Here is a 24,132-nt window from a genome sequence, read left to right as displayed (position 1 = left end):
GCACAAAGCGGGTTCGGTTTGCGTGACCAGTTTCGGGCGTTTCGCTCACTGGATTTTCGTCTGCGTTCCCATCGCCACTATTCCAATTCTCAGATTTCATCTGGCTGTCACGAGCCGGTGGCAAGGCGATCTCGAACGAACGAGAGTTGTGCCGTGCCCCGTCTGACCCTGAATACAATCACCAAACGCTTCGCCAACTTCCAGGCGCTGCACGATGTGAGCCTGTCTGTCCCGGATGGTGCATTCCTGGCGCTGCTTGGACCTTCAGGCTGTGGAAAGACAACACTGCTTCGAATGATTGCCGGGCTCGATGTGCCGGATCGCGGCGAGATCCGCTTCGATGATACTGTTGTTGCAGGGCCGTCCGCATTCATTCCGCCGGAACAGCGCGAGATCGGGATGGTGTTCCAGTCCTATGCGCTCTGGCCGACCATGACAGTCAGGGGAAATATCGAATTTGGTCTCAAGGTCGCTGGTCTCTCATCGCGTGAGCGTAACGCCAGGATCGAGGAGGTTCTCGAGGTTGTCGGTCTGAGGGGGTTCGGAAGTCGCCGACCGCATGAACTCTCGGGCGGCCAGCGTCAGCGGGTGGCGCTGGCGCGATCTCTTGCAATGCGGCCAAAGCTCATTCTGCTCGATGAACCGCTCGCCAATCTCGACGCACATCTCCGCGAGACCATGCTCGCCGAGTTTCGCCGCATCCACAGCCTGACGGGGGCGACCTTCGTCTTCGTCACCCACGACCAGGATGAGGCTATGGCTGTTGCGACCCATGTCGCGGTGATGGATCGTGGCAAGCTGGAACAGATGGGGACGCCTGAAGACCTCTATTTGAGACCTGCCACGCCGATGGTGGCACGGTTCATAGGCCGCGGCCGCACATTGCCGGTCAACGTCCTACGCTCGCAGGGCGATCGAGTGGTTGTGCAACTTGGCGGGCATGTGCTTGAACTGCCGGGACAGGCGCGGGTTGGTCACGGATGGCTCTGCATCCATGCGTCCGATCTTTCGCGCGTGGCTGAGGGCGGCCACCTGAAGACGGAGCTCGCAGGGCAAGTTTTCCAGAACGGCGCCTGGCTTAGTCACTGTGTACCGACCGAAATCGATGGCGATATAGTCAGTCTCCCGCTGAAGGATAGGATAGCGCCGGGCACGCCAATTGACCTTGTCGTCAACAGCGGATGGGTGATCGGACATGCTGATAAGGAATCTGCCTTGATGCCGGCAGGGGAGAATGTTGAGAGCGTTTGATCCCCGGATCATGCTGTCCCGTAGCGACGGGCATGTCTACACAAGACGGATGTAACGCCTCCTCACCAAAGAGCCGGTGAATGTCACGGGACGATCATCAAACTGTAGTCGAGCCGTCATCGGTGCGCGTTAGGCGGAAGGGGCTGGGCCGCCGTAATCCGGCGTCGCATTTGTTTTCTTTCGTCTGGTCTCGGCCGCCCTACAGCGTTCCTAGACTTTTCCAACGAGGTTTCCATGTCGTTCATCCGAAGGCTTGTCGCCACCACCGTTCTTGCCGGTCTTGCTTTTCATGCTCAGGCAGAGGACACGATCACTGTCTACACGTCGCAGCCGCAGGACCAGATGACGGATGTCATCAAGGCCTTTAACGTTGATCATCCGGAGATCAAGGTCGAGCTTTTCCGTTCCGGCACGACGGAAGTCATGGCCAAGCTGCAGGCTGAATATGCTGCCGGCAATAGCCCTGCCGATGTGATCCTGATCGCCGACACGGTCGCGATGACGCAGCTCAAGAATGATGACCGACTGCTCGCCTATACCGACGCGCCGGTCGAAGGCATCGATCCGAGCTTCTTCGATGCCGACAAGACTTTCTTCGGGACGAAGGTCATAACCACAGGCATAGTCTATAACACTGACCTGGTGAAGACCGCACCGACGAGCTGGAACGACCTCCTGGCTGCCGATACGGCGAAGAGCCTGATCATGCCGAGCCCGCTCTATTCGGGTGCCGCCGTTATCCACGTGGGCACGATGGCGCAGCAGCCTGAGTTCGGCTGGGCCTATTACGAGAAGCTGGCGGATGCCGGAGCCGTCGCCGGCCAGGGCAATGGGACAGTCATCGAGGCCGTTGCCCGCGGCGAAAAAGCCTACGGCATCATCATCGAATACATGGCGCTGAACGCCAAGAAGAAGGGCTCGCCTGTTGACTTCGTCTTTCCGGCCGAAGGCGTCAGCTCGATCACCCAGCCGGTTGCCGTGCTCAAGGGGTCGGACGCAGCCGAAGCGGCCAAGACTTTCGTGGCCTGGCAGCTTTCCAAGCCCGCCCAGGCACAGGCAGCAGCGCAAGGCTACTTCCCGATCCTGCCGAATGTTGCGCAGCCAGAAGGCTATCCGGCACTCGCCACACTGAAAATTCTCCCCGCCGACAGCGCAGCCATGCTGAAGGATGACACCGAAAACAAGGAAAAATTCGCCGAACTCTTCGGTGGCTGAACTCCATGCGCGTGCCAGCATTTTCGGGAGGCGAGCGGCTGCTCGTCTCCCTTCTCTTTCTTTATGTCGCCACGACCACGCTTTGGCCGCTTGCCCGGCTTTTCGCCAGTGCTTTGCAGTCCGGAGAGGATGGGGCCGCTCTCGGGTTAATGCTTTCGACACTCACCAGTCGATCGACGCTTCGGGCGCTGACCGGCACATTGCAGACGGCGGGACTGTCTGTGATTGTTTCGCTTGTGCTCGGTGTTGCCCTGGCATTCGCCATCAGCCTGTTGAGGCTTAAAAGCCGAACGGCACTTACGTTTCTGATCCTGATGCCGTTGATCGTGCCGTCGCAGACCATGGCGTTAGCATGGATCGAACTCTTCGGCGCCAACTCGCCCATCCTGAAACCGCTGGGCTTCGCTCCTCAGCCGGGCACGACCAATCCGCTCTATTCGATCGGTGGCATTGCGCTCGTCATGGGTATTGAACACATGCCGCTTGTCTTTATTGCAGTCCGGTCTGCCTTGCGGGCACTCCCTGCCGATCTGGTTGAAGCTGCTCGCATCCTCGGAGTTTCACCGCGTCGGATTGGAACAGGAATCGTCCTGCCGATCGTCATGCCTTCCGTTCTTGCGGGCGGCTTGATCGCGTTTACCGCGGCGATCGGAAACTTCGGCGTGCCGGCGCTTCTCGGCATACCAGGTCGCATCTCGGTGCTGACGACATTAATCTATCAGCGCCTGAACGGTTTCGGACCGGCTGCGGCTGGGCAGGTGGCGACACTTGCCCTTACCCTTGCGCTCATGGCTGCGCTTGCCATCTTTCTGCGCAATATCGTGATGACGCGCATCGCAGTGCCACTTCCCGCTGGTGCGCCGTTCATGTCTCAACGACAGGCCCCGCTTGTCGAGGTGCTGCTTTGGTGTATGGTGCTTTTCTTGTCGCTTCTTCCGCTCGCAGCTCTCATGATGACCGCGTTGCTGCCGGCAATTGGCGTTCCCATTCGTATTGACACAATCGGTCTCGAGCAGTTCCGCGCGGTACTCGAGAATGCAGCCGTCCGGCGCGCCTTTGGCAATTCGCTGATGTTGGCGGGTGTTACGGCTTTCACAAGCGTCGCGGTTGCTATCCCCTTTGCTTATCTTGCGGTCGGACGATCAAACACTCTTCTCAAGGTCCTGGACGTCGCCATTGAGGCGCCTTGGGTGATCCCCGGCACCGTCGTGTCGCTTGGCATGATCCTCGCTTTCCTGCAGCCGCTTCCGCTGGTCGGGGTGTCGATCTATGGCACGATGGCCATCCTTGTTGTCGCCTATCTTGCCCGTTTTTTGCCGCTGGTCTTGCGGCCTGTTGCTGCGGCTGCGCAATCTGCTGATCCCTCGTTGGACGAAGCCGGTCGGGTGGTCGGCGCCGGCCTTGCCCGACGTATCCTGTCGATTTTCCTGCCGGGTATCTTGCCAGCGGCGATGGCCGGCGTAATCCTTGTCTTGATGACCGCGCTGAATGAACTGACGCTTTCGGCCCTGCTCTGGTCCTCAGGCAATGAAACGATCGGCGTCATGGTATTCGCGCTGCAATATGAGGGCAACTCGACGGCGGCGGCGGCGCTTGCCGTCTTGTCGACTTTTCTTGTCTTCGTGTTGGCGGCGGCTGCAACGATCCTTGCCCGAGTCCTGCCCAGGGGCGCGCTTCCCTGGATGGACTGAGGCGTAGGCGATATTGCAGACGGCTTGAGGGGGCGCTTGCGAAAAATGCGTCCATGAACCGGCCCAGAGCGTCCACTGAGGTAAAGCCGAGCCGGTTCTTGACCCCTTGTAATGCCGGGAACGCGGCGCACAATCTCAATTCGGCCGTGATGGGGTCAGGCCTTTAGATGTAGCTGTGCAGATACTCCGTCAGGCAGAACATCGCCATGGCCTGTCCGTAGGGCATGGAGGTCCGCGGAATGGTCCGATAGTAGTCGAGATCGTCCGAGACGCCGGTGCCGAACGACACCTGCTGCAACTCACCCTTTGCGTCGATATTGGCCACGACCGCTTGGACGGCGCGTTCAGCCACGACCGCAAACTCCTCTGGCAGATAGCGTTTTCGTACAGCCTTCATCAGGCCATAAGCAAATCCCGCGGTCGCGGAAGCCTCCAGGTAGCTCTCGGGATCGTCGATCAGCGTGTGCCAGAGACCGCTGGCATCCTGGTATTTCCTCAGCGCTTCGGCCTGCGCGCGCAACACGGCAAGCAGATGACGCCGGATTGGATCCCCTTCCGGTAGATTGAGCATCTCGATGAATTCCGGGATCGCGATCGTCACCCAGCTATTGCCACGCGCCCAGAGTGCCCGGCCGAAGTTGTTCCGGCCGTTAAAGGTCCAGCCGTGGTACCAGAGACCAGACGAGGTGTCGGCCAGGAACCGGGTATGTGCCAGAAACTGGTACTTGGCCTCCTCGACGTAATCGGGACGATCGAGAAGCAGGCCGATCTTGGCAAGCGGCAGCACGCTCATCATCAGCGTATCGTCCCAAAGCTGCTGGTCGTTCACCAGATGATAGACGATGTGCTGCAATCCACCGTCCTCGGTCTTCGGCATCCCATGCATGACCCATTCGGCCCATGTATCGAGATAGGGGACCCAGGATTGGTCCGGCCGGCACTCGTGCAGACATGCAAGTGTGAGGAATGGTGCGACGGTATTGACGTTTTTCGTTGGCGTACCTTCTTCGAACCGGGCGGCGAACCATCGTGTTATGATGTCCAGTGCCTTGGGATCGTTGGACATCTGCCAGTACTTGAACAGGCCATAGAGGCCGATGCCATGGGTCCATTCCCACCCATTCCAGCCTTTTGTATCGATCTCGCGGCCATCGTCCAGACGCAGCAGGAAGGCGCCGGTCTCATCCTTGATGTTGATGAGGTTCTCGGTGAGGCGGCCAATCAGAGAGATGATCTCCGGTCGGGATGCGATATGGGTCTTCTGGCGAAGCAGGGGATGCATGGAATGTCCTCTTTGGGCGATCAGATGTTGGCGGGTCAGGCTGCGATATCTGCGAGCCCGGCCGGGAGTTGCTTTGCTGTAGCGGCGATCATCGCCCGGAACAGTTCGCTGGCTCGGTCCGAACCGATCGGAGCGACGAGGGGGTCCGCCAGGAAGAGGCCTTCAAGTGCGGCGGCGTCTTCCGAAATCACCGCGGCGAGAAGGGCGTTTTGACGGTCTGCATGGGGGCGTACCAAGGCCTCAACCGCTGCCGGTAGTCGTCCCGCCCGGATGGGGCGAAGGCCAAGGCCCGAGAAGAGAACATTGGTCTCGACGATTGTGCCCGGCGCCAGACCTTCCATCTGGCCTGCATTCGGCATGTTGGCATTGACCACCAGGACGTCTCCGCGGGTGAGGGCCCGGATCTGGGCTACGAGCGCTTCTTCGGATGGCGGGCGGGGTGTCGGCGCAGTATTGGCTGTCTGAACCCTTTCAGCGGCAGCTTGCCGCTCGATGCGGTCCCGGCGACGCCAGTCGACGGGGGTGAGCGCGAAACCCCAATCCGTGCAGCGATCAAGGTACCAGCTCTGCGGCACGAACTCCGCCAGGTGCCGGTCGCCGGCCGCAGCAGCAATGCCGTAGCGCGCCGCGAGGTCGAACTTTACCTGGTTATGGTCCTCATAGAGCCGGGCGAACTCGTTCGTCTGGTCAATCGGCTCGGGGCGCCAGCCCTTTGACCGGTGTTCGGCCGCGAACGCCAGATAGTCCGGCATCCAGTCCCGTCCACCAACAAAGGCGCGGTCAACAAATGTGAAGTGATTGATGCCAAGCACATTGGTCTGAACGTCGTGGAAGCCGAAGCGGTCGGTGCCTTCCGCGCGGTTGGCGAGCCAGGCGATAATTTTGCGCAGCTTCGTTACCTCATGGCATTCGCCCCAGGCCTTGATTGCGGGAAATGCCGCGTAAAGCGCACCGGTCAGGACTGACATGGGGTTTGTCAGGTTGCACACATAGGCCTTTGGGCAAAATTCACCGATGGCGCGACCGATTGCGAGCATGGCTGGAATGGCACGCATGGCCCGGAGATACCCGCCGGGGCCGACGGTATCTCCTACTGATTGGAGAATGCCCATGGAGGCCGGCAGATCGATGTCATGAGCCATGTCATCGAAGCTTCCAGGCAGGATGGACACCACGACGAAGTCGGCGCCGGTGAGGGCGTCGTCGATATTGGTCGGTGCCGAGTAACGGATCGAAAGGCCTGCTGCCTCTGACATGCGGTTGCCGATCGTGGCATTGCGCTGGGCGGCTTGGTTGTCGATGTCGAACAGCCGAACTTCACCGGCGATCGTGCGGTCATGGATGAGATCTGACATCAGGACCTGTGCCCAATTCAATGAGCCCCCGCCGATATAGGCAAGAACGATTTCGGTATCGGAACGGGATCGGTTAAGCATGGCGGTTCCTCCTGGACACAGGTGTTCGTTCGGCCAAGGTCGATGCGACTGACCGCAGAGTTAAATTGTTGTCGACTTCAGTTTCGACGCAGGGAGAGACCCGCCGCATCGAAAAGATGGCATTGGTTGGGGTCGAAACGCAGTTCGACATCCGCGCCGTGCCGGATCGCCAACTGGCCCGGCACCGATACGGTCAGGCTGGTTCCTGCCGTTGTTGTGACATAGAGAACCGTCGCGCCACCGAGTTGCTCGACAAGTTCGACTTTCGCAGCCGTGAGTGAGATTCCCTGGTCGCCGCCAACGGTGATGTGCTCGGGCCGAACGCCGAAGGTGACATGGGCGCCCGCGGTGAGCCCGGACCAGCCGGGATTAAGTTTCAGGCTCTGACCGCCGATCTCGATTGTGTCCTGTCCAATGACAGTGCCATCGACAAGGTTCATTTTCGGCGAGCCGATGAAGCCAGCAACAAACCGGTTGGCCGGATGATTGTACAGATCGAGCGGCGAGCCTGTCTGCATGATCTCGCCGGCCCTCAGCACGACGATCTTGTCAGCCATGGTCATGGCTTCCGTCTGGTCGTGGGTCACGTAGATCATCGTATTGCCGAGGCGCTCGTGCAGTTTGGTGATTTCGACGCGCATCTGGACGCGAAGTTCGGCATCGAGGTTCGAGAGTGGTTCGTCGAAGAGAAAGATCTTCGGATCGCGGACAATCGAGCGCCCGATTGCCACACGCTGGCGTTGGCCGCCGGACAGGGCCTTCGGCCGACGCTGCAGGAGGTGCGTGATCTGCAGAATTTCGGCCGCCTGCATGACGCGGCGCTCGATTTCCTCGCGCTTGTAACGGGCGGTTTCGAGGCCAAAGGCCAGGTTCTTGTAGACGGTCATGTGCGGATAAAGCGCATAGCTTTGGAAGACCATGGCGATGCCACGCTTGGAGGCTGCAACATCATTCATCCGCTGGCCGTCTATCAGCAGATCCCCATCCGATATGGTCTCTAGACCTGCGATCATCCGCAGCAGGGTCGACTTTCCGCAGCCGGACGGGCCGACGAAGACGGTGAATTCACCGGGCGCGATATCCAGATCGATCCCCCGAATGATCTCCAGCGCCCCGAAGCGTTTGACGACCTTCCGCAACTGAATAGGTGTAGTCATGGTTTTCCATCCGAATGTCTGTTGTCGGTCCAACTTTCAGGAGCCGTATATTCTCGTCTTCAGCGCTTCATGCCGGTGGTCGCGATCCCCTCGATGAGGAGGCGCTGGCAGCACAGGAAGATGAGGAAGATTGGTACCAGCGAGAGCAGGGACATCGCAAAGAGTTCGCTCCAGCTCGACGATCCGCTTGAGTCCACGAAGGAGCGCAGCGCGAGCTGGACCGTGTATTTGCTCATGTCGCTGATGTAGATGAGGGGGCCGAAGAAATCCTCCCACGTCCAGATGAAGGAGAATATCGAAGCGGTTGCGAGCACAGGCAGCGATAGAGGCAGAATGACCTTCCAGTAGATGCGCCAGGGGCTGCATCCGTCCATCATTGCCGCCTCGTCGAGCTCGCGCGGGATGCCGCGGAAGAACTGGACCATAAGGAAGATAAAGAAGGCATCCACGGCGAAATATTTGGGCACGATCAACGGCAGCCAGCTGTTGATCCATCCCAGTTCGCGAAAGAGCACATATTGCGGGATAAGCGTCACGTGATACGGCAGCATCAATGTTCCGAGCATCAACGCGAACCAGATGCGTTTTGCCGGGAACTCCAGTCGGGCGAAGGCATAGGCGGCCAGCGAGCAGGCGACGACATTGCCGACCGTGGCCAGAACCGACACGATCAGGGAATTGAGGAAGAACTGTCCAAAGCTGACGCTGAGGCCGAACCAGCCGTTCGAATAGGCTTGTAGCGTCACTTGCGATGGGATCAGCCCGCTGTCGGCGGCGAAAAGCTCTTCAGCTGGCCGGATGGAGCCCGACGCCATCCAAAGGATGGGGTAGAGCATCACGAAAGAGGCGACGATCAGGATCAGGTGGCTGAGGCCACCACGAAGCCGCGGAAACCTCGGCTCAGTGCCGGGCAGGGCGGGCGTCATATCACTCATCGTAGTGAACCCAGTATCTTGTTGAGGCGAAGGAGAGGGCCGTAACGCCCGCGATGATGACCACCAGTACCCAGGCGAGGGCCGAGGCATAGCCCATGCGGAAGTAGCCGAAGGCCTCCTGGTAGAGATAGAGTGTGTAGAAGAGCGTCGAATTGATCGGTCCGCCGGTGCCGCCCGAAATGATGAAGGCAGGCGTGAAGGCCTTGAAGGCATCGATCGTCTGGATCACGACATTGAAGAAGATGACGGGGGACAGGAGCGGCAGGGTAATCTTGACGAATTGCCGCCGCGCCGAAGCGCCGTCCAGGCTCGCAGCCTCATACATGTCCGTCGGAATCTGGCGCAGGCCCGCAAGGAAGATGATCATGGGCGATCCGAACTGCCAGACCGATAGGATGACAAGAGTGTAAAGCGAATAGTTCGGGTTCGATATCCAGCTCGGGCCTTCGATGCCAAAGGTGGAGAGGGCGCTGTTGACCAAGCCGTTTGCGGCGAACAACTGGCGCCACAGGACGGCGATCGCGACAGACGCGCCAAGAAGCGATGGCAGATAGAAGATCGCGCGGTAGAGGCTGAGGCCGCGGAGGCCACGGTTCAACAACATCGCCACGCCGAGCGCAAACGTGAGTTTGAGGGGAACTGACAAGGCGACGTAGAGAAAGGTCACCTTCATCGCTGCGGTGAACTTCGGGTCTGCGGTCGCCATTCGCACGTAGTTTTCGGTACCTACCCATTCCGGACTGCTGAGCAGGTCGAAGTTGGTGAAGGACAGGTAGAGCGACATTAACGCCGGACCTAAAGTGAGGCCGAAGAAGCCGACCAGCCAGGGCAGAAGAAACAGATATCCCGTTCCGCCGCCGTGGAACCACGACCGTCCGGTGGGTATGGATGAGCGCATAGCGCCCGGATCACGGGTGCTCTCTGACTGGCTGGTCGGCATGGGATCAGCCTCGCTTCAGATTTGCCGAGGTTTCGGAGACGAGTGTTTCGCCGGCTTGCTCGGGCGTCGATTGCTCGAAGGCAACTTCCTGGCTGATCCGGGTCAGAACATTGTAGTTCTCGCCCGAACCCTTCGGCGGCGGCGGCGGTAGCGGCCCGGAATAGGCTTCTATGTGGCTGATGAACGCAAGTGCTTTGCGACCCACGTCGTCAACCTTGCTGGCCAGCGCGTCGCGGATTTCCGGTGCCGCCGGCACGCCGCGTTCGATGCCGAGGATGAGGGCACCTTCGGGCTCGCGGGCGAGGAAATTCGCCAGGGCGACAGCGATGTTCGGGTTTTTGGCGCCCGCCGTGACCGACAGCATCTGGGATGGCTTCAGGTAGTGGCCCGGCTTGCCCCCATCCAAAGTGGGGCAGGCAATCAGATCGAGCGTGGATTTTGCCAGCTTTTGATATCCAGCGAACTGGTTTGAGAAGGCAAAATCGGTTGCCGCAGTGCCAGTTGTTAGTGGCGCAGTCTCGATCGTGTTCTTGTAGAGCGCCTGGACGTCAGGCGGGACGCACCCGCCCGATGCGCGAATTTCGGACCAAAGCTTGAACCAGTCCGTAGCATCGGTCACGTCATAACCCAGGTTCCCATCGGCTGTATACAGCGACTTGCCGCGCTGCAGCAGCCAAGCCTCGAACGTGTTTTCCTGGCCGCTGCTGTCAGCCGTGGCGTAGAAATTCTTGCGTTTGCCGGCCTTGGCAAATGCCGCGCATTTTTCGGCGAACTGTTGCCAGGTCGTGCCGGAGGTTGGCGCCTCTACGCCCGCCTCTGCCCATGCGGCCTTGTCGATCAGTGTCGCAAAGGAGTTTACGCCAAGATTGACGCCGAACAGCTTCCCGCCGACGGAGCACGAAGCAAGGTTGGCGGCGCCGAAGTCGGCGATCTTGAGTTCTTTGCCCATGAAGTCGTCGAGCGGCACGATAGCCCCCCGGCCTGCATACTCGAACAAATAGCGGTAATCCATCTGGATCAGGTCCGGCGCATTTCCGCCAGCCACTTGGGTTGCCAGACGGGTCCAGTAGTCGTCCCAGCCCATGAATTCGGTTTCAACGCTTGAGCCACCATTCTTCTGCTCGAAGAGGTCTACCGCTTCATTGGTTCTGCGCGCGCGCTCTTCCGAGCCCCACCAGACCATCCTGATGCCGCCGTCCTGGGCGAAAGCGGAAATTTTGCCAAGCAGGGGCGTGAGTGAAACGCCAAGGCCGGCGACAAGAAGGTGCCGTCGTTTCAAATGCATGTTGTTCATGAAATCCTCCTCCCAATAAGATGGTGCTGGCACCCGCCTCGCACCTAAAGTTGCATGGTTTCCCCGGGATGCCCCTGCAATCTCTGACTGAAACTCCTCACGATAGCATGCCTCCCAGCTCGCTTCGTCCCGCCTGGTCCTCTCCAGACTGACCACAGGCTAGCGCAGGGTTCCAATCAGCACCAATACAAAATTTCCCTTGTCATATAAGTGCAGCTTATTATGCTGTCCTCATGGACAAATTCCTGCTGCAGTTCATGGCGATTGTCGAGGCTGGCTCGTTTGTCCGGGCGGCGGAGACTTTACTGATCTCGCAACCTGCCCTCACATACAACATGAAGAAGCTTGAGGAGGGTCTTGGTGTCCGGCTTCTCGAGCGCTCCTCACGCGGAATCCGACTGACGGAGTATGGCGAGACGCTGTATCAAAGCGGCGAAATGATGCGCCGGACCTATTCCAATGCACTCGACCGGATCGATCGGCAACGCGCAGAACTCGATCATGGTATCAGCATTGGAACTGGCTACTCGGTGTGGATCCTGTTTCTTCGAGACATGATGTTCGAATATGCTGCGCGGCATCCGAAGGCCCCGATCAATGTCAATATAGGCAACGCTCTCCGCGGTATGGATCAGCTTCTGGCAGGCGATATTTCCATTCTCGTCTCGCACCGGATCGAAAACCTGTCACGCGAGGAGGAACTCGTCTTTCGACCGCTGGGACTGACCCAGGACGAGTATTTCGCTCGCGAAGGGCATGTGCTGCATGAATGCCCGCGAAGCCGTGCCGAAATTCTGTCGTGGCCGACCACAATTGCATTTCCGCCCGAAGCGCGTCCGCGCCGGTTGCTCCGCAGTGGCGCCAGCACCGCCGCCGATCTCCCGCCCGGCAGTGCCGGTCACCAGTTCACGTCGAGCTCACTTGGCGCATGCATCGATTTCGCCCGTGCCACGAATGCGGTTTTGATCCACAATAACATCCTGAAGGGTCATCTGCGCGAACAGGGCCTGCTGCCGATCAAGACCTTGCCGGGCGACGAACTCAGGCCATGGCCCATGGGAATCTATACGCTGCGCGAGTTGCGCCAGGATGCGACGATCGATCTTTTGCTGGAAGACATCGCTCGGCGATGGAGCGGTATTGGCGCTCAGCAATAAGGATCAGCCGCGTCGTTCTGTTGCCCGGCCATCGATGATCTATAGCCGTGGCATGTTTCGACAAAGGAGCTTTTTCTTCGATCCGGTCAGGACCGGTGTTCAGGTGTCTGTCAGCTTTCAACGTCAGTGCAGGATCAAACGATCCATGACGGAAGGATATGGTCTTGCTGAAGACACTGCTGGCTTTCAGGCCCCGCCTGCGGAGCGAATGGTTGAGCGTGGCTGTTGCGGCCTATCTTCTAATACTGCTCAACGGCACCTTCTGGCATAAGTCGCTTGCCTACCTCAACGGCGAGACATTTGCGCTTTTGACGCTGATGATTGGCTTGTTTGCCGGCTTTGTCGCGATCAGCGTGACCTTCTCGGCAAAGTTTGTCATCAAGCCCGTCTTGATCCTGTTCGTGATCTCCAGTGTCGCATCTGCCTGGTTCATGGATCACTTCGGGGTCGTCATCGACGGCGAAATGATTCGCAATGCCGTTGAAACGAACACCGCCGAGGCAGGGCATCTGATCACCGGTGCGTTCATCATCCATATTCTGCTTTATGGTGTTCTGCCGTCGGTATTCATCCTGTGGGTCAAGGTCGTCCACCGTCCGATCCTTGCCAAGGTTGGGGTCAATCTCCTCGTCATCTTGCCTTGCGTTCTGGTGTTGGCTGGCTCGGCCTATCTCAACAGCGGTACATATATCTTCAACATTCGCGAACATCGCGACTGGTTCCGCACGCTTAATCCCTTCTTTCCCATGGCGAGTGCGGCGGGTTTCGTAATCGGTCAGACGAAGGAACGAAACATCGTCGTGGAGTCCCTCGGTACGGATGCGAAAGTGGCGGATGAGCGGAAAGCCAGCGGCCGTAAGCCGCGTGTGACGATCTTGGTTGTCGGCGAAACCGCGCGTGCGCAGAACTTCCAGCTTGGTGGGTACAGGCGAGAGACCAATCCGCAGCTTGCGAAGCAAGACATTGTTTATTTCCAAGACACATCGAGCTGTGGCACGGCAACGGCGGTTTCGCTTCCTTGCATGTTTTCGGTCTATGGCCGCTCGGGCTATTCCCACGCCAAGGGGCTGGCCACCGAGAACCTGATGGATGTGCTCAAACATGCGGGCGTCAAGACGGAATGGTGGGACAACAACACGGGCGATAAGCACGTGGCTGACCGCACGCAGAAGACGGAATTCTTCAAGTCAGATGACGCGCGCTTCTGTTCCGGCGGGGAATGCCTTGATGACATTCTGCTCGATGGTCTCGGCGCCAGGTTGGACAAGGTCGACGGTGACACCGTCCTTGTGCTGCATCAGTTGGGCAACCACGGCCCCGCCTACTATCTGCGCTATCCCGAAGCCTACCGAAAATTCGTTCCCGACTGTCAAACCGTTGAGTTTGAGGCGTGTTCGCCGGAGACGATCACGAATGCCTATGACAATGCGATCCTGTATACTGACCACATCCTGTCTGAAGTGATAGAGACGCTGAAGGCACGTCAGGACCGTTTCGACGGTGCCATGATCTATATGTCGGACCACGGCGAATCCCTTGGAGAAAATGGTCTCTACCTGCACGGCGCTCCATACATGTTCGCGCCTGTGCAACAGACGAAAATCCCCTTCGTGGTTTGGACTGCACCTGGGCTCGATCGCTCTGTCGGCATCGACAAGGCTTGCCTTGGTGGGAATGTGAAAACACCACACTCGCATGACAACCTCTTCCATAGCGTCCTTGGACTGATGCAGGTGAGAACCCAAGTCTATGACCCCCGGCTGGACATCTTCGCCGGTTGCAAGACTGGAGCCACGTCATGAGCACGGACACGCGCGTCCGGTACCGTAAGCTAGATGGCTTTGCCCATCTTCGTGCGGCTGCCGGTTATTCGGCCGGCGGTCTGTCGCGCCTCTGGAAGGAGGCCGCTTTCCGCCACGAAATCCTCGCCGGGATCAGCCTTGCCGCGATCTATGGCTGGCTGCATGTGAAGCCCTCCATTGCGCTAGCCGCTGTTGTACTCTTCCTTCTTCTGATCGCTGCAGAGGCCCTGAACACGGCAATCGAGGAGATCATTGACCGGATCTCGCCGGAGATCTCCGAGACGGGGCGCCATGCCAAGGATCTCGGTTCGCTTGCCGTCTTTTGCATGATTGCGGCCAACGCTGTGCTACTCGGCTATGCCGTGGCGACCTTCCTTCTTGGGTAGGGCTTTATCCTGCGGTTTGCCGCGAACCGTCTTTCATGGCTAAACGTTCAAGAAATGAAAATGACGGGTGCACCGCATCTCTGGTGGTGGGGGGCAAGTAGATCCCTCGAACGTCGCGAAGCGCATGGAGAGACTGCCGGGAGATTGCGAGTAAGTCGAGGTCTGATCAAGATTCTTGCTGATGCGCATACCATTTGGTACAAGCTTTGACGTCGTCCGCCACAATCTGGGACGAACCGACGCTGCCAGCCAGGGCCCAGCGAGAAACGCTTAGGTTTGGTCTATCCCTGACTGCAGGTGGTTCGCTCAGTCGCTACTTTGCATGACGATGAACTGGAAGGTCTGCGGGTCGAAAAAGGCTTCGACCTTGTGACCTTCGGCATTGATAGCATCGGCTTCGTAGCAGCCGTCTTCGGCCTTGATTGACAGAACATCCCAACCTGCGGCTTCGAGCTTGGTCTCCAGCGCTTCGCGTGGTTGCCAGTCAGCCATCGGCACGGAACATTTTTCAGAAGCGAATGCGGTGCCGCCAAGACCGGCAAAGACGAAAAAGGATATGGTGATAGGGCGCATCTTGGCGTGTACCTTTCCATTTTGGATACGCCATAAAGGTGCCGCCAGAAGCTGACAGCCACCTGAAGCCAGACTGCACACCTTGCGGGTGGTTCAGCAGCCTGTCAGTTTCCAAGGCGACAGGTGTTGGTGGGTAGCTTCTCTAAGGTTTGGAAGATGCGCGTTTTATTGGTCGAGGATGACGATCTCCTGGGGGATGCCGTAAGAACACATGTTCACCGCCAGGGCCATGCAATCGACTGGTCTCTGTCTTGCGACGAGGCTGAGGCTAGCCTTGCTGCGGCAAATTATGATCTCGTCCTGCTCGACCTGCGGCTGCCTGATGGCAATGGCCTGGACATTCTAAAGGGCTTACGCGCACGCCGGGACGCCACACCTGTAATCATCATGACGGCGCATGACCAGGTTTCCGACAGGATTGCGGGGTTGAACGCTGGAGCCGACGACTATCTGGTCAAGCCGGTCGACCTCGGAGAATTGCAGGCTCGCATTCACGCTGTTGCGCGCCGCTATGGAACGCACAAATTACCCGCCTTCGTCGTGAGAGGCATATCCATATATCCGTCAGACCGTCGAATTACGGATCAGAATGGTGAGGACATTGCAATCTCTTCCCGGGAATGGGCCGTTCTCGACCGTCTGATTGCAAGAAAAAAGGCGATTGTCTCAAAGGCGCAGATCGAGGAGGCGCTTTACGAGTTTGGTGCCGAAGTGGAGAGCAACACGGTCGAGGTCTATGTGAGCCGGCTGCGTCGGAAACTGGGTAAGGAGACAATCGAGACGGTGCGCGGCGTCGGCTACAGGATGTCCGCCGATGCGTCGTAATCAATACAGCCTTTCCGGACATCTTGTCCTGTCGATCTCTGTCATGCTCGCTATCCTGTGGGCTGTCGGTGTCGGACTGGCAATCCATGTCATGCGCGGGGAATTTGACGAGGTTTTCGACAGTGGCCTGCAGGAAACGACCGAGCGGCTTGCCCCGCTTGTCGTTGACGATTTCTTCCGTCGAGACACAGTTGATGAACCCTATCGGATTGCTCAGTTGCGCAGCGATAGCACCGATGAGTACCTGACTTATCAGGTGAGGGATGCGAGCGGCCGGGTTCTGATGCATTCGCATAATGTCGATGCTGTCCCTTATCCGGCGCCGCTTGTGCCTGGCTTCTGGAGTGAGGGTGATCGCCGCTTTTTTACAGTCGCGACGATCAAGGACACCTTGTTTATCCAGGTTGCGGATTCGCTCGAGCACCGGCAGGAAGCAACGCTCGAAAGCGCGATTGCCCTGCTGTCCCCAATCCTGTTTCTCCTGCCGATCGCCATGCTCGCGACCGGCTGGATCGTCGTGCGTGCGACGAAGCCTATTGATAACCTTCGCGTGGCGATCAGTGCGCGAGACGGTGCAAATCTGGAGCCGATCGACATTGCCGGATTGCCGGCCGAAATTGCAACCATTCCGCTTTCGGTCAATACCCTGCTTGGGCGCTTGAAATTGGCGATGCAGGCCGAGCGCGATCTGGCTGCAAACAGTGCGCACGAGCTGAGAACACCTTTGGCAGGCGCACTTGCACAGACCGAACTTCTCGCCGGACAACTGGAGCGACCGTCCGACAAGGCGCGTGCCGATCGCGTGCTCGAAGCATTGCGCCGCCTGTCTCAGATGCTGGAAAAATTGTTGCAGCTATCGCGCGCTGAGGCTGGTATTGGGCTGGCCGACAGTGTCCTCGATCTCTCGGCCTTGTTCGATTTGCTCGTCGAGGAGTTTCGCCGGACAAACCCTTCAAGCCAAGTGGAGATCGTGCGAAAGGGAAGTCAGGCGCCGATCGTCAAGCGGCTCGATCCAGATGCTTTCGCCATCGCCTTCAACAATATTCTCGAAAATGCGCAGCGTTACGGCATGCCCGGGCACCCAATCACCATCATTCATGATCCCGCAGGCCGGATCACCGTCAGTAATGTTGTCGTCGATCCGCTCGAACCGGACGTAAACATTTATCGCCGCCGCTTCCGACGTGGCAATTCCCGCGCACCCGGTTCCGGTCTGGGGCTTGCAATCGTCGATACACTGATGAGCCAGATGGGCGGCGCTCTGGTGCTGGGGTCGCGAAACGCGGCCAATGGCGATGTGGTGTTTGAATGCACACTCGATTTGGACGCGTCCAATGCTGCCACTATGCAGGCAAGGTAGCCGTATCCAAAGAATGCTGGCTTTGTTGCGACACCATGTTGATTGTCCAAATACCTCAATTTTACGGGTTCACTTCAGAGATATCTTAACAAAGCTGTGCTGAATTGGCTCTCAAAGGAGAGTTTCTTCATGCGCTTTTTGTTCAGTCTGGTCTTCGGACTTATCATTGCAATGACCCAGCACAGTGGTGCCTTGGCTCAGCAGCAATGGGTGGCAGCCAACGCGACGAAGCAGGTGAACTATACGCTCGACAATGTCAGTTGGGTGCCCCTTACCAAGGGAATGTCTGTTCCGGACAAGGCCTGGATTTCAACAGGTCCGCGTGGTCGCGTGCAGCTGGTCCGCGGTACAGAGAGCATTTCCTTCCAACCCAATACAGTGGCAGCGATCGTCGACCGCAGCGGTCTCTTCACGCGCAAGACCGAAGTCGTCCAGCAGGTCGGCGAGATTACGCTGCAAATCGAGAAGCGGCAGAAGCCGCACACCACTGTTCAGACCCCTTTCCTCGCGGCCGTGGTCAAAGGAACAGGATTTACCGTCTCTGTTACCAAAACGAGTGCGAATGTCGCCGTCGATCATGGGCTTGTCCAAGTGACGAGTTTTGAAAGCGGTCAGCGTAGCGATGTCGGCGCTGGACAGGGTGCCCGGGTCGATGCTGGCGGAATGACGGTCGTTGGCGTCAAGAGTAAGCCGAGTATCACACGCGTAGCCAAATCGTCTGCCGTTGTCCCTGCGATCGGTGCACCGCCCAAGGCCAGTGCCTCACCCGCCAAAACGAATTCCAAATCATCTTCCGACAAGTCGAACAGTGGGAATGGTTCGTCGAACTCCAACTCGGGCGGCAATGGAAACAGCGGTGGCAATGGAAATGGCAATTCTGGTGGGAACGGGAATGGCAATTCCGGGGGTAACGGCAATGCTGGAGGAAACGGTAACTCCGGTGGAAACGGGAACGGGAACGCTGGGGGCAACGGGAATGGGAATGGGAACGGCAATGGTAACGGCAATGGCAACGACGGTGAAGATGAAGACGATGATGATTGATGCGCTCATCGCCCCGGCCGTAGTCCATAGTCCTAACTCGAAGGGCCAATAGGCCGAAGCTGAGCATGCAAAAATTCAGCCACGTTTTCCCTGGAGTGGGAAGATCCTCGGCTCACCGGATCGCCGTGATTGCTCTGATTATGGCGCTTCCTCTGGTCGTGCCGGGGCTCTCCCTCACCCGGCATGTTGACAACCAGTTGTCAGAGTTCCGTTTCGCGGCGGCGCCACGGTTGGCCACGGGCGGGTTCGTTTACGCGGCCATTGATCAGAAGAGCCTGCAAGCGGTCGGAACCTGGCCTTGGCCACGCGACGTGCATGCACAGCTTGTCGATCGTCTGATTGCGGCAGGTGCCCGCGACGTTTTTCTCGACATAGATTTTAGCACGCCCTCTTCTCCGTCAGGCGACGCTCGTCTCGCCCGCGCGCTCGAAGAGGCAGGCGGCGGCATCATCTTGCCGCTGTTTCGTCAAAACCTCGGTGCTGCTGCCTCCGACCCATTGATCGTGACGGCGCCAATACCCCAGCTTGCCGAACATGCCTGGCCGGCTTTGGTTGATGTCACGGTCGATGACGATGGACTCGTCCGATCCTTCCCAGTGACAGAGGCGGTCGCAGGCGTTCCGACGCAGTCTGCTGCGGCGGTTCTATCAGGCTTTTCCGATCCTGATGTTTCTCGCCTTGCCATCGACTATTCCATACGGCCTGAGACGGTTCCGGCCTATTCTGTGTCGGACATCCTCTCCGGGAAAGTTGCCGAGGCGGAGCTGAAGGATCGGGCAGTCGTCGTCGGTGCGCATGCCACCGAATTGAAGGATCTCTTCACTGTTCCAGTTTACGGCATTCTAAGCGGCCCGATGCTGCACGTACTGGCGGCAGAAACGCTGGCACAGGGACGAATTCTCAAAACTCTGCGTATTGAACCCATCGCGTTCCTTTTTGCGGCACTGGTGGTCACCTACTCTCTATTTCTACGCCATCGTTCACTGATGCTGCCCCTGGCATCCGCTTTCGCCCTCATTTCCACCACGGAAATGGTTGCCTTCCTGCTGTTCAAACAAATGGCATTGGTCATTCCGACAGCGACCTTGTGGGCCATTTTGGTTGCTGGCCTGATTATGCTGCTGACCGAACGCATGGGCCTGAGCAGCTGGATTGCCGAACTTGTAACAGCCGAAAACCGGGATATTCGGCGCATCTTGAAGCGCGTCATCAGCGATAGCGTCGATCCCGTGATTATCCTGGACGAGAACCTTAAACTTCTCGATGCCAGCGAAACCATGGTGACGATGCTCGCGCTTCCGGGGGGTGTCTCTCGTGGCACCTCGCTTGAGGCCTTCGCTCCGTCGGGCATGGTTGCGGCTGTCCGCGATCTGCAGGCGCGTCACAAGCAAGACGTGTCGCGCGTGCGCAGTGATTGCGTTGAGTTCAGCCAGCAGACAATGGAGGGATCGCGGCAACTCGAATTGGCCATAACCATCTCGTCTCTCGAAACCAGGCTTGGCGGCGAGACCTCTCCTGCCGGCTCTCATGTCGTGTGTCTCACCTTGCGTGATGTGACAGCGCGGCGGATCTACGAAATGCGCCTTAAGGAGATGGCGCGTGTCGATGAATTGACTGGTGCGCTTACGCGCCGAGGTCTCGTGGAAACGATCGAGGAGAGCCCTGGCGACTGGTACTATCTCGCGGTCGACTTGCATCGCTTCAGCCAACTCAACGCGACCCTCGGCCGAGAAAAGGGCGATATGGTGCTTAAGGCGGTGGCCGCCCGCATCCGCGAGCATGCGGTGCCAAACGGGGTGGTCGCTCGCATCGATGGTGATGTGCTTTGCTGCGCCCTTCCCGCAACCGCGGGTCCTGCCGGTCTGACGGAGCAGGCGGAACGATTGATGGCGCTTTTCAACTGGCCTTTCGAGGCTGGTGGGATCAAGGTCGAGCTTGATGCCAGGGCCGGCATATGCCTGGGCTCCTCCAGCCTTGGACCTGCATCGCGCTGGATCGAGGCGGCTGAAATGGCGCTGGACGATGCCAAGCGGGTGGTCGGTCGCGGCTGGCGTTCATATGATCCGGCGACGGCTCTCCGGCATGCCCGGTCACGAATGATCGAGGCCGAAATGAAGACTGCGCTCGAACAGGGCCAGTTCTTCCTCCTTTATCAGCCGCAGGTCGACCTCTCCTCTGGTCAGCTGACAGGAGTTGAGGCGCTGATGCGCTGGCAACATCCGGGCCTCGGCATGATCTCGCCGCTGGAATTCGTGAATATCGCCGAAGCCAATGGTTTCATCTGCGATCTGGGACGTTTTCTATTTGAGGAGGCATGCAAGGCGGCCATGGCCTGGCCATCGCATGTCAGTGTTGCCGTCAATGTATCGCCTGTCCAGTTCGCCAGAGGCACGGTTCTAGATGACGTCGTCCGGGCCTTGGAGACGAGTGGTCTTTCTCCGGAGCGGCTGCATCTCGAAATCACCGAGTCCACCATGCTGGATCGCTCCGAAGCGCTGCTTGCGACGCTTCATGCCTTGCGCAGCCTTGGCGTCAGTCTTGCGCTGGATGATTTTGGTACCGGCTATTCTTCGCTGAGTTATGTCTCTGGCCTGCCATTGGACAAGCTCAAGATCGATCAGGCCTTCGTGCGTAATCTTGTCAACGATCCTGCCATGCAGTCGATCGTCATTGCGGTGACGTCGCTTGCCCATGGGCTGGGTCTTAAGGTAGTGTGTGAGGGAATTGAGACCGTCGAGCAAAGCCGGATGCTTCTCGATTTCGGATGCGAGCAGGGGCAGGGTTATTTTTTCGGTCGCCCGGCAACCGCCCAACGCATTCTTGAAATGGCGACGGCCTCTGTCGCACGATCCTTTGGCAATCGGGTAAACGGCTGAAGCGCGGTCTTTGCCGGCAACCATTAGGGCGCCTTGAGATAGGCCAGTACCGACTCTGAAATCATCGCCTTGTGCCGTGCATAGACCATAGGCTCCGTCAGGTCCCTCTGGAAGATGGTGCCGAATGTGTAGCGGTTGGACACGCGAAAGAAACAGAAGGCACTGATCAGCATGTGCAGGTCGATGGCATCGGCCCGCCGCCGGAAGATGCCTGCGTCAATTCCTCTGTCGATGATGTTTTGAATGGTTCGGATGACGGATATGTTGAGGTCCGCAATCTCGCTGGACCGCTTCATGTGCATGGCGTGATGAATGTTCTCGATACTAACGAGGCGAACGAAGTCCGGGTTCTGTTCGTCGTGGTCAAAGGTCGTACTGATCAGTTGCCGAAGCGCTTCCTCCGGGGGCAGTTCGGCCAATTGAAGATCGGCTTCCAGCGAGCGGATTTTTCGATACGCCTTTTCCAGAACGGCGAGATAAAGGCCTTCCTTGCTGCCGTAGTAGTAATAGATCATCCGCTTCGACGTGCGGGTTTTCTCGGCGATCGAATCCACGCGGGCGCCGGATAGGCCGAACTCGGCAAATTCCCGCGTGGCGACCTCGAGGATGTCATCCTTCGTTCGCTCGGGATCATTCTTTCGCATGTCCCTTGTCGTCTTCGCCATGTCTTCCCCCATTCCCGCCAGCGCCAACTGGCTCGTGTCGTGCCTGTTCCAAGGCATGCAACAGCTCGTTCATAGTGTCCGCAAACGAAGGGATCAATCTACAACGCATTGACACTAACTAGTTAGTACATTATTCAAGCGGTCATGGAGAACCCGTCTGGGTGCAAAAATCTACGCACCCACCCATCAAGAAGCAAATACAGTGATGGTCGGAAGCAGAGATATGAAGCGAGCGGGGCTCATCGGTTTCGGGATACAGCGGTCTTTGACGCCAGCCATGCATATGCGTGAGGGTGCGGCTCAAGGGGTCGACTATCAATACGAGCTGATTGATCTGGCTGAGCGCAATCTATCGACCGATGCGCTGGAAGACCTTCTTGCAGAAGCCGAGGCGCGTGGCTTTTGTGGTCTGAATATCACCTATCCCTGCAAGCAGAAGGTTTTACCGCTGCTCCACGACATGTCCGTGGATGCGCAAAAACTCGGGGCGGTCAACACTGTCGTACTGCGGGATGGCAGGCGGGTCGGCCATAATACCGACTGGTGGGGTTTCGCCGAAGGTCTCCGGCGGCAGTTGCCCGAAGCTGACCTGTCCTCAGTGGTTCAGATCGGGGCTGGAGGTGCAGGTGCTGCAACTGCATTTGCCATCTTGCAGATGGGTGCAGTGGCCCTGACAATTTTCGACCTGGATGGCGCGCGCGCTCGCGAATTGGCAGGCATCATGGGGGGGCTTTTCCCGAATGCTGAAGTGAGAGGCGGCATGGATCTTGACGCGGCCATGGCCAAGGCAACGGGATTGGTCCACGCGACGCCGATGGGTATGGACAAACATCCCGGCCTGCCGCTGCCCGCTGAACTGCTCAATCCGCCGCTATGGGTGGCGGAGATCGTCTATTTTCCCCTTGATACGGCGCTTGTGAAGGCGGCCCGTGATCGGGGGTGTCGGGTGGCGAATGGCGGTGGCATGGCCGTGTTTCAGGCGGTTGGTGCATTCTCGCTATTTACCGGGCTTGAGCCCGATGTGGATCGCATGCTCAATCATTTTCAGCAGTTGACGGGGGGCAGCGATACCGCGCTTGCACGCATGGCCTGACCACCATCAGCATTGTGTGTCGCGCTTGAAAGATTTTTGGTCGATCGGCCATCCGGCCGATCAGGGAGAAGCAGGTTCCGAGCCCGAGGAGGGGCAGGGACAAGAGGAGGATGACATGAATTTTGCAATTTCACGCCGCAAGTTTCTCGCAGGCTCGGTCGCCATCGGCGCACTGGCAGGGACGTCCATGGCCGCTACTGCTCAGGAGGCGGTAACCCTGAAACTGTCCGCAGTGTTCTCCGAGCAGGACATCCGTGCGGGCATGGTCAAGATGTTCGCCGAAGAACTCAAGGATGGCTTCAAGGTGGAAGCGTTCTTTGGTGGCACTTTGTTCAAGCAGGGTACGGAACTCGTCGCGCTGCAGCGCGGCAACTTGCAGATGGGCAACATCGCGCCACAGGATATTGCAAAACAGATACCGGAATGGTCTGTTCTGACTTCGGCCTATCTGTTCCGCGATGCAGCCCATGTCCGCGCTTTCTTCGCCAGCGATATTGGCGCCGAGTTCAAGGCAATGGCGGAGGAAAAGGCCGGTGTCCACATTCTCGGGCCGACCTATTTCGGTGCTCGCCAGGTGGGCCTGAAGTCTGACAAGAAGATCACGACTCCGGCCGACCTTTCCGGCGTCAAGTTGCGCATGCCGGGTGGCGACGCTTGGCAGTTCCTTGGCGAAGCTCTGGGGGCAAACCCCGTGCCCATGGCCTATGCTGAAGTCTATACCGGCTTGCAGACCGGCGCGATCGACGGTCAGGACAATCCGCTCCCCAACGTCAAGAACATGAAGTTTTATGAAGTCATGTCGCAGATTGTCATGACGTCGCATCTGATCGGCTACGATCTGCTTACTATCTCTGCAGAGGTGTGGAAGGGGCTTTCTCCTGAACAGCAGGCGAAGGTTCAGGCAGCCGCCGACAAGGCAATGCAGTGGAGCGAAGAACAGCACCTGGCGCACGAGAAGACCCTGCTTGAGGAGTTCAAGGCGGCTGGCTTGCAGATTTATGAGCCTGATGTTGCAGCCTTCCGCAAATTTGCCCAGGAGAAGTATCTGGCGTCCGATCTTGCCAAGTCCTGGCCAGAAGGGATCCTGGACAAGGTCGCCGCCCTCTGAGGCTCATCCCGTTGTTGCATGCGAGCCGGCATCAGTCGGCTC

The 24,132-nt window shown here is 58.4% G+C and carries 20 protein-coding genes; 12 read left to right on the top strand and 8 right to left on the bottom strand.

Annotation, left to right across the window (positions count from 1 at the left end; translation table 11 throughout):
• Positions 1–153: 153 nt before the first annotated feature.
• The 3 genes from ACSV9I_RS16445 (at position 154) to ACSV9I_RS16435 (ending at position 4,157) form a co-directional block, all read left to right on the top strand.
• Complete coding sequence (locus ACSV9I_RS16445; protein WP_438329939.1) at positions 154–1,251, top strand: ABC transporter ATP-binding protein; 1,098 nt, start codon at positions 154–156, stop codon at positions 1,249–1,251.
• 234 nt (positions 1,252–1,485) lie between these two features.
• Positions 1,486–2,466, top strand: a complete 981-nt coding sequence (locus tag ACSV9I_RS16440) for an ABC transporter substrate-binding protein (RefSeq protein ID WP_438329938.1) — start codon at positions 1,486–1,488, stop codon at positions 2,464–2,466.
• Positions 2,467–2,471: 5 nt separating this feature from the next.
• Entirely contained in the window at positions 2,472–4,157 is a 1,686-nt protein-coding gene (locus ACSV9I_RS16435) for an ABC transporter permease (RefSeq protein ID WP_438329937.1), read from the top strand.
• A 163-nt stretch (positions 4,158–4,320) separates the two neighbouring features.
• On the opposite strand, the gene ACSV9I_RS16430 is transcribed toward ACSV9I_RS16435, so the two are convergent.
• The 6 genes from ACSV9I_RS16430 to ACSV9I_RS16405 form a co-directional block, all read right to left on the bottom strand.
• Positions 4,321–5,439 carry a glycoside hydrolase family 88/105 protein gene (locus ACSV9I_RS16430; protein ID WP_438329936.1) on the bottom strand — a complete coding sequence of 373 codons (1,119 nt, stop codon included), beginning with the start codon at positions 5,437–5,439 and terminating at the stop codon, positions 4,321–4,323.
• A 35-nt stretch (positions 5,440–5,474) separates the two neighbouring features.
• Positions 5,475–6,875, bottom strand: a complete 1,401-nt coding sequence (locus ACSV9I_RS16425) for an alpha-galactosidase (protein WP_438329935.1) — start codon at positions 6,873–6,875, stop codon at positions 5,475–5,477.
• Positions 6,876–6,952: 77 nt separating this feature from the next.
• The gene (locus ACSV9I_RS16420; protein WP_438329934.1) at positions 6,953–8,032 is read right to left on the bottom strand and encodes an ABC transporter ATP-binding protein; all 1,080 of its coding nucleotides are present in this window, start codon (positions 8,030–8,032) and stop codon (positions 6,953–6,955) included.
• A 59-nt stretch (positions 8,033–8,091) separates the two neighbouring features.
• Positions 8,092–8,958, bottom strand: a complete 867-nt coding sequence (locus ACSV9I_RS16415; RefSeq protein WP_438330022.1) for a carbohydrate ABC transporter permease — start codon at positions 8,956–8,958, stop codon at positions 8,092–8,094.
• Position 8,959: 1 nt separating this feature from the next.
• Positions 8,960–9,865, bottom strand: a complete 906-nt coding sequence (locus ACSV9I_RS16410) for a carbohydrate ABC transporter permease (RefSeq protein ID WP_438330021.1) — start codon at positions 9,863–9,865, stop codon at positions 8,960–8,962.
• Positions 9,866–9,911: 46 nt separating this feature from the next.
• The gene (locus ACSV9I_RS16405) at positions 9,912–11,201 is read right to left on the bottom strand and encodes an ABC transporter substrate-binding protein (protein ID WP_438329933.1); all 1,290 of its coding nucleotides are present in this window, start codon (positions 11,199–11,201) and stop codon (positions 9,912–9,914) included.
• Positions 11,202–11,434: 233 nt separating this feature from the next.
• Here ACSV9I_RS16405 and ACSV9I_RS16400 point away from each other — a divergent pair, with 233 nt between their 5' ends.
• The 3 genes from ACSV9I_RS16400 to ACSV9I_RS16390 all read left to right on the top strand — a co-directional run bounded on the left by ACSV9I_RS16400 (position 11,435) and on the right by ACSV9I_RS16390 (position 14,546).
• Positions 11,435–12,358, top strand: coding sequence for a LysR family transcriptional regulator (locus ACSV9I_RS16400; RefSeq protein ID WP_438329932.1), 924 nt, complete (start codon positions 11,435–11,437; stop codon positions 12,356–12,358).
• A gap of 158 nt (positions 12,359–12,516) precedes the next feature.
• Positions 12,517–14,160, top strand: coding sequence for a phosphoethanolamine transferase (locus tag ACSV9I_RS16395; protein WP_438329931.1), 1,644 nt, complete (start codon positions 12,517–12,519; stop codon positions 14,158–14,160).
• Complete coding sequence (locus ACSV9I_RS16390; protein WP_438329930.1) at positions 14,157–14,546, top strand: diacylglycerol kinase; 390 nt, start codon at positions 14,157–14,159, stop codon at positions 14,544–14,546. Before ACSV9I_RS16395 ends, ACSV9I_RS16390 begins: the two co-directional genes overlap by 4 nt.
• Positions 14,547–14,852: 306 nt before the next feature.
• Here the strand turns inward: ACSV9I_RS16390 and ACSV9I_RS16385 are convergent, their stop codons facing one another.
• Entirely contained in the window at positions 14,853–15,119 is a 267-nt protein-coding gene (locus tag ACSV9I_RS16385) for a PepSY domain-containing protein (RefSeq protein ID WP_438329929.1), read from the bottom strand.
• A 156-nt stretch (positions 15,120–15,275) separates the two neighbouring features.
• Between ACSV9I_RS16385 and ACSV9I_RS16380 the strand changes: the two genes are divergently transcribed.
• The 4 genes from ACSV9I_RS16380 (at position 15,276) to ACSV9I_RS16365 (ending at position 21,224) form a co-directional block, all read left to right on the top strand.
• The gene (locus ACSV9I_RS16380) at positions 15,276–15,944 is read left to right on the top strand and encodes a response regulator transcription factor (RefSeq protein ID WP_054157486.1); all 669 of its coding nucleotides are present in this window, start codon (positions 15,276–15,278) and stop codon (positions 15,942–15,944) included.
• A complete protein-coding gene (locus ACSV9I_RS16375; RefSeq protein ID WP_438329928.1) occupies positions 15,934–17,304 on the top strand; it encodes a histidine kinase dimerization/phospho-acceptor domain-containing protein in 1,371 nt (456 codons plus the stop codon). The genes ACSV9I_RS16380 and ACSV9I_RS16375 overlap by 11 nt, the downstream gene beginning before the upstream one ends.
• 129 nt (positions 17,305–17,433) lie before the next feature.
• Positions 17,434–18,348 carry a FecR domain-containing protein gene (locus tag ACSV9I_RS16370; protein ID WP_438329927.1) on the top strand — a complete coding sequence of 305 codons (915 nt, stop codon included), beginning with the start codon at positions 17,434–17,436 and terminating at the stop codon, positions 18,346–18,348.
• A 125-nt stretch (positions 18,349–18,473) separates the two neighbouring features.
• Positions 18,474–21,224, top strand: a complete 2,751-nt coding sequence (locus ACSV9I_RS16365) for an EAL domain-containing protein (protein WP_438329926.1) — start codon at positions 18,474–18,476, stop codon at positions 21,222–21,224.
• A 23-nt stretch (positions 21,225–21,247) separates the two neighbouring features.
• Here ACSV9I_RS16365 and ACSV9I_RS16360 read toward each other — a convergent pair whose 3' ends face one another.
• Positions 21,248–21,889, bottom strand: coding sequence for a TetR family transcriptional regulator (locus ACSV9I_RS16360; protein ID WP_054157490.1), 642 nt, complete (start codon positions 21,887–21,889; stop codon positions 21,248–21,250).
• A gap of 205 nt (positions 21,890–22,094) precedes the next feature.
• Between ACSV9I_RS16360 and ACSV9I_RS16355 the strand changes: the two genes are divergently transcribed.
• Complete coding sequence (locus tag ACSV9I_RS16355) at positions 22,095–22,982, top strand: shikimate dehydrogenase (RefSeq protein WP_438329925.1); 888 nt, start codon at positions 22,095–22,097, stop codon at positions 22,980–22,982.
• Positions 22,983–23,097: 115 nt separating this feature from the next.
• On the top strand, positions 23,098–24,090 hold the full coding sequence (gene dctP, locus ACSV9I_RS16350) for a TRAP transporter substrate-binding protein DctP (RefSeq protein ID WP_438329924.1): 993 nt from the start codon (positions 23,098–23,100) through the stop codon (positions 24,088–24,090).
• Positions 24,091–24,132: the final 42 nt, after the last annotated feature.

It is taken from the genome of Rhizobium sp. G187, from assembly GCF_051549525.1.
In the GTDB taxonomy this organism is placed as follows: domain Bacteria; phylum Pseudomonadota; class Alphaproteobacteria; order Rhizobiales; family Rhizobiaceae; genus Allorhizobium.
The sequence above is the reverse complement of the archived record's forward strand: the minus strand, read 5'-3'. Positions and strand labels throughout refer to the sequence as shown.

What these genes read in the sequence shown, in the direction of transcription:
- ACSV9I_RS16415 (WP_438330022.1), bottom strand. Translation starts at nt 8,958, where the DNA reads ATGACGCCCGCCCTGCCCGGCACTGAGCCGAGGTTTCCGCGGCTTCGT.
- ACSV9I_RS16410 (WP_438330021.1), bottom strand. Translation starts at nt 9,865, where the DNA reads ATGCGCTCATCCATACCCACCGGACGGTCGTGGTTCCACGGCGGCGGA.
- ACSV9I_RS16440 (WP_438329938.1), top strand. Translation starts at nt 1,486, where the DNA reads ATGTCGTTCATCCGAAGGCTTGTCGCCACCACCGTTCTTGCCGGTCTT.
- ACSV9I_RS16385 (WP_438329929.1), bottom strand. Translation starts at nt 15,119, where the DNA reads ATGCGCCCTATCACCATATCCTTTTTCGTCTTTGCCGGTCTTGGCGGC.
- dctP (WP_438329924.1), top strand. Translation starts at nt 23,098, where the DNA reads ATGAATTTTGCAATTTCACGCCGCAAGTTTCTCGCAGGCTCGGTCGCC.
- ACSV9I_RS16380 (WP_054157486.1), top strand. Translation starts at nt 15,276, where the DNA reads ATGCGCGTTTTATTGGTCGAGGATGACGATCTCCTGGGGGATGCCGTA.
- ACSV9I_RS16430 (WP_438329936.1), bottom strand. Translation starts at nt 5,439, where the DNA reads ATGCATCCCCTGCTTCGCCAGAAGACCCATATCGCATCCCGACCGGAG.
- ACSV9I_RS16390 (WP_438329930.1), top strand. Translation starts at nt 14,157, where the DNA reads ATGAGCACGGACACGCGCGTCCGGTACCGTAAGCTAGATGGCTTTGCC.
- ACSV9I_RS16375 (WP_438329928.1), top strand. Translation starts at nt 15,934, where the DNA reads ATGCGTCGTAATCAATACAGCCTTTCCGGACATCTTGTCCTGTCGATC.
- ACSV9I_RS16355 (WP_438329925.1), top strand. Translation starts at nt 22,095, where the DNA reads ATGGTCGGAAGCAGAGATATGAAGCGAGCGGGGCTCATCGGTTTCGGG.
- ACSV9I_RS16435 (WP_438329937.1), top strand. Translation starts at nt 2,472, where the DNA reads ATGCGCGTGCCAGCATTTTCGGGAGGCGAGCGGCTGCTCGTCTCCCTT.
- ACSV9I_RS16405 (WP_438329933.1), bottom strand. Translation starts at nt 11,201, where the DNA reads ATGAACAACATGCATTTGAAACGACGGCACCTTCTTGTCGCCGGCCTT.
- ACSV9I_RS16400 (WP_438329932.1), top strand. Translation starts at nt 11,435, where the DNA reads ATGGACAAATTCCTGCTGCAGTTCATGGCGATTGTCGAGGCTGGCTCG.
- ACSV9I_RS16370 (WP_438329927.1), top strand. Translation starts at nt 17,434, where the DNA reads ATGCGCTTTTTGTTCAGTCTGGTCTTCGGACTTATCATTGCAATGACC.
- ACSV9I_RS16420 (WP_438329934.1), bottom strand. Translation starts at nt 8,032, where the DNA reads ATGACTACACCTATTCAGTTGCGGAAGGTCGTCAAACGCTTCGGGGCG.
- ACSV9I_RS16360 (WP_054157490.1), bottom strand. Translation starts at nt 21,889, where the DNA reads ATGGCGAAGACGACAAGGGACATGCGAAAGAATGATCCCGAGCGAACG.
- ACSV9I_RS16425 (WP_438329935.1), bottom strand. Translation starts at nt 6,875, where the DNA reads ATGCTTAACCGATCCCGTTCCGATACCGAAATCGTTCTTGCCTATATC.
- ACSV9I_RS16395 (WP_438329931.1), top strand. Translation starts at nt 12,517, where the DNA reads ATGGTCTTGCTGAAGACACTGCTGGCTTTCAGGCCCCGCCTGCGGAGC.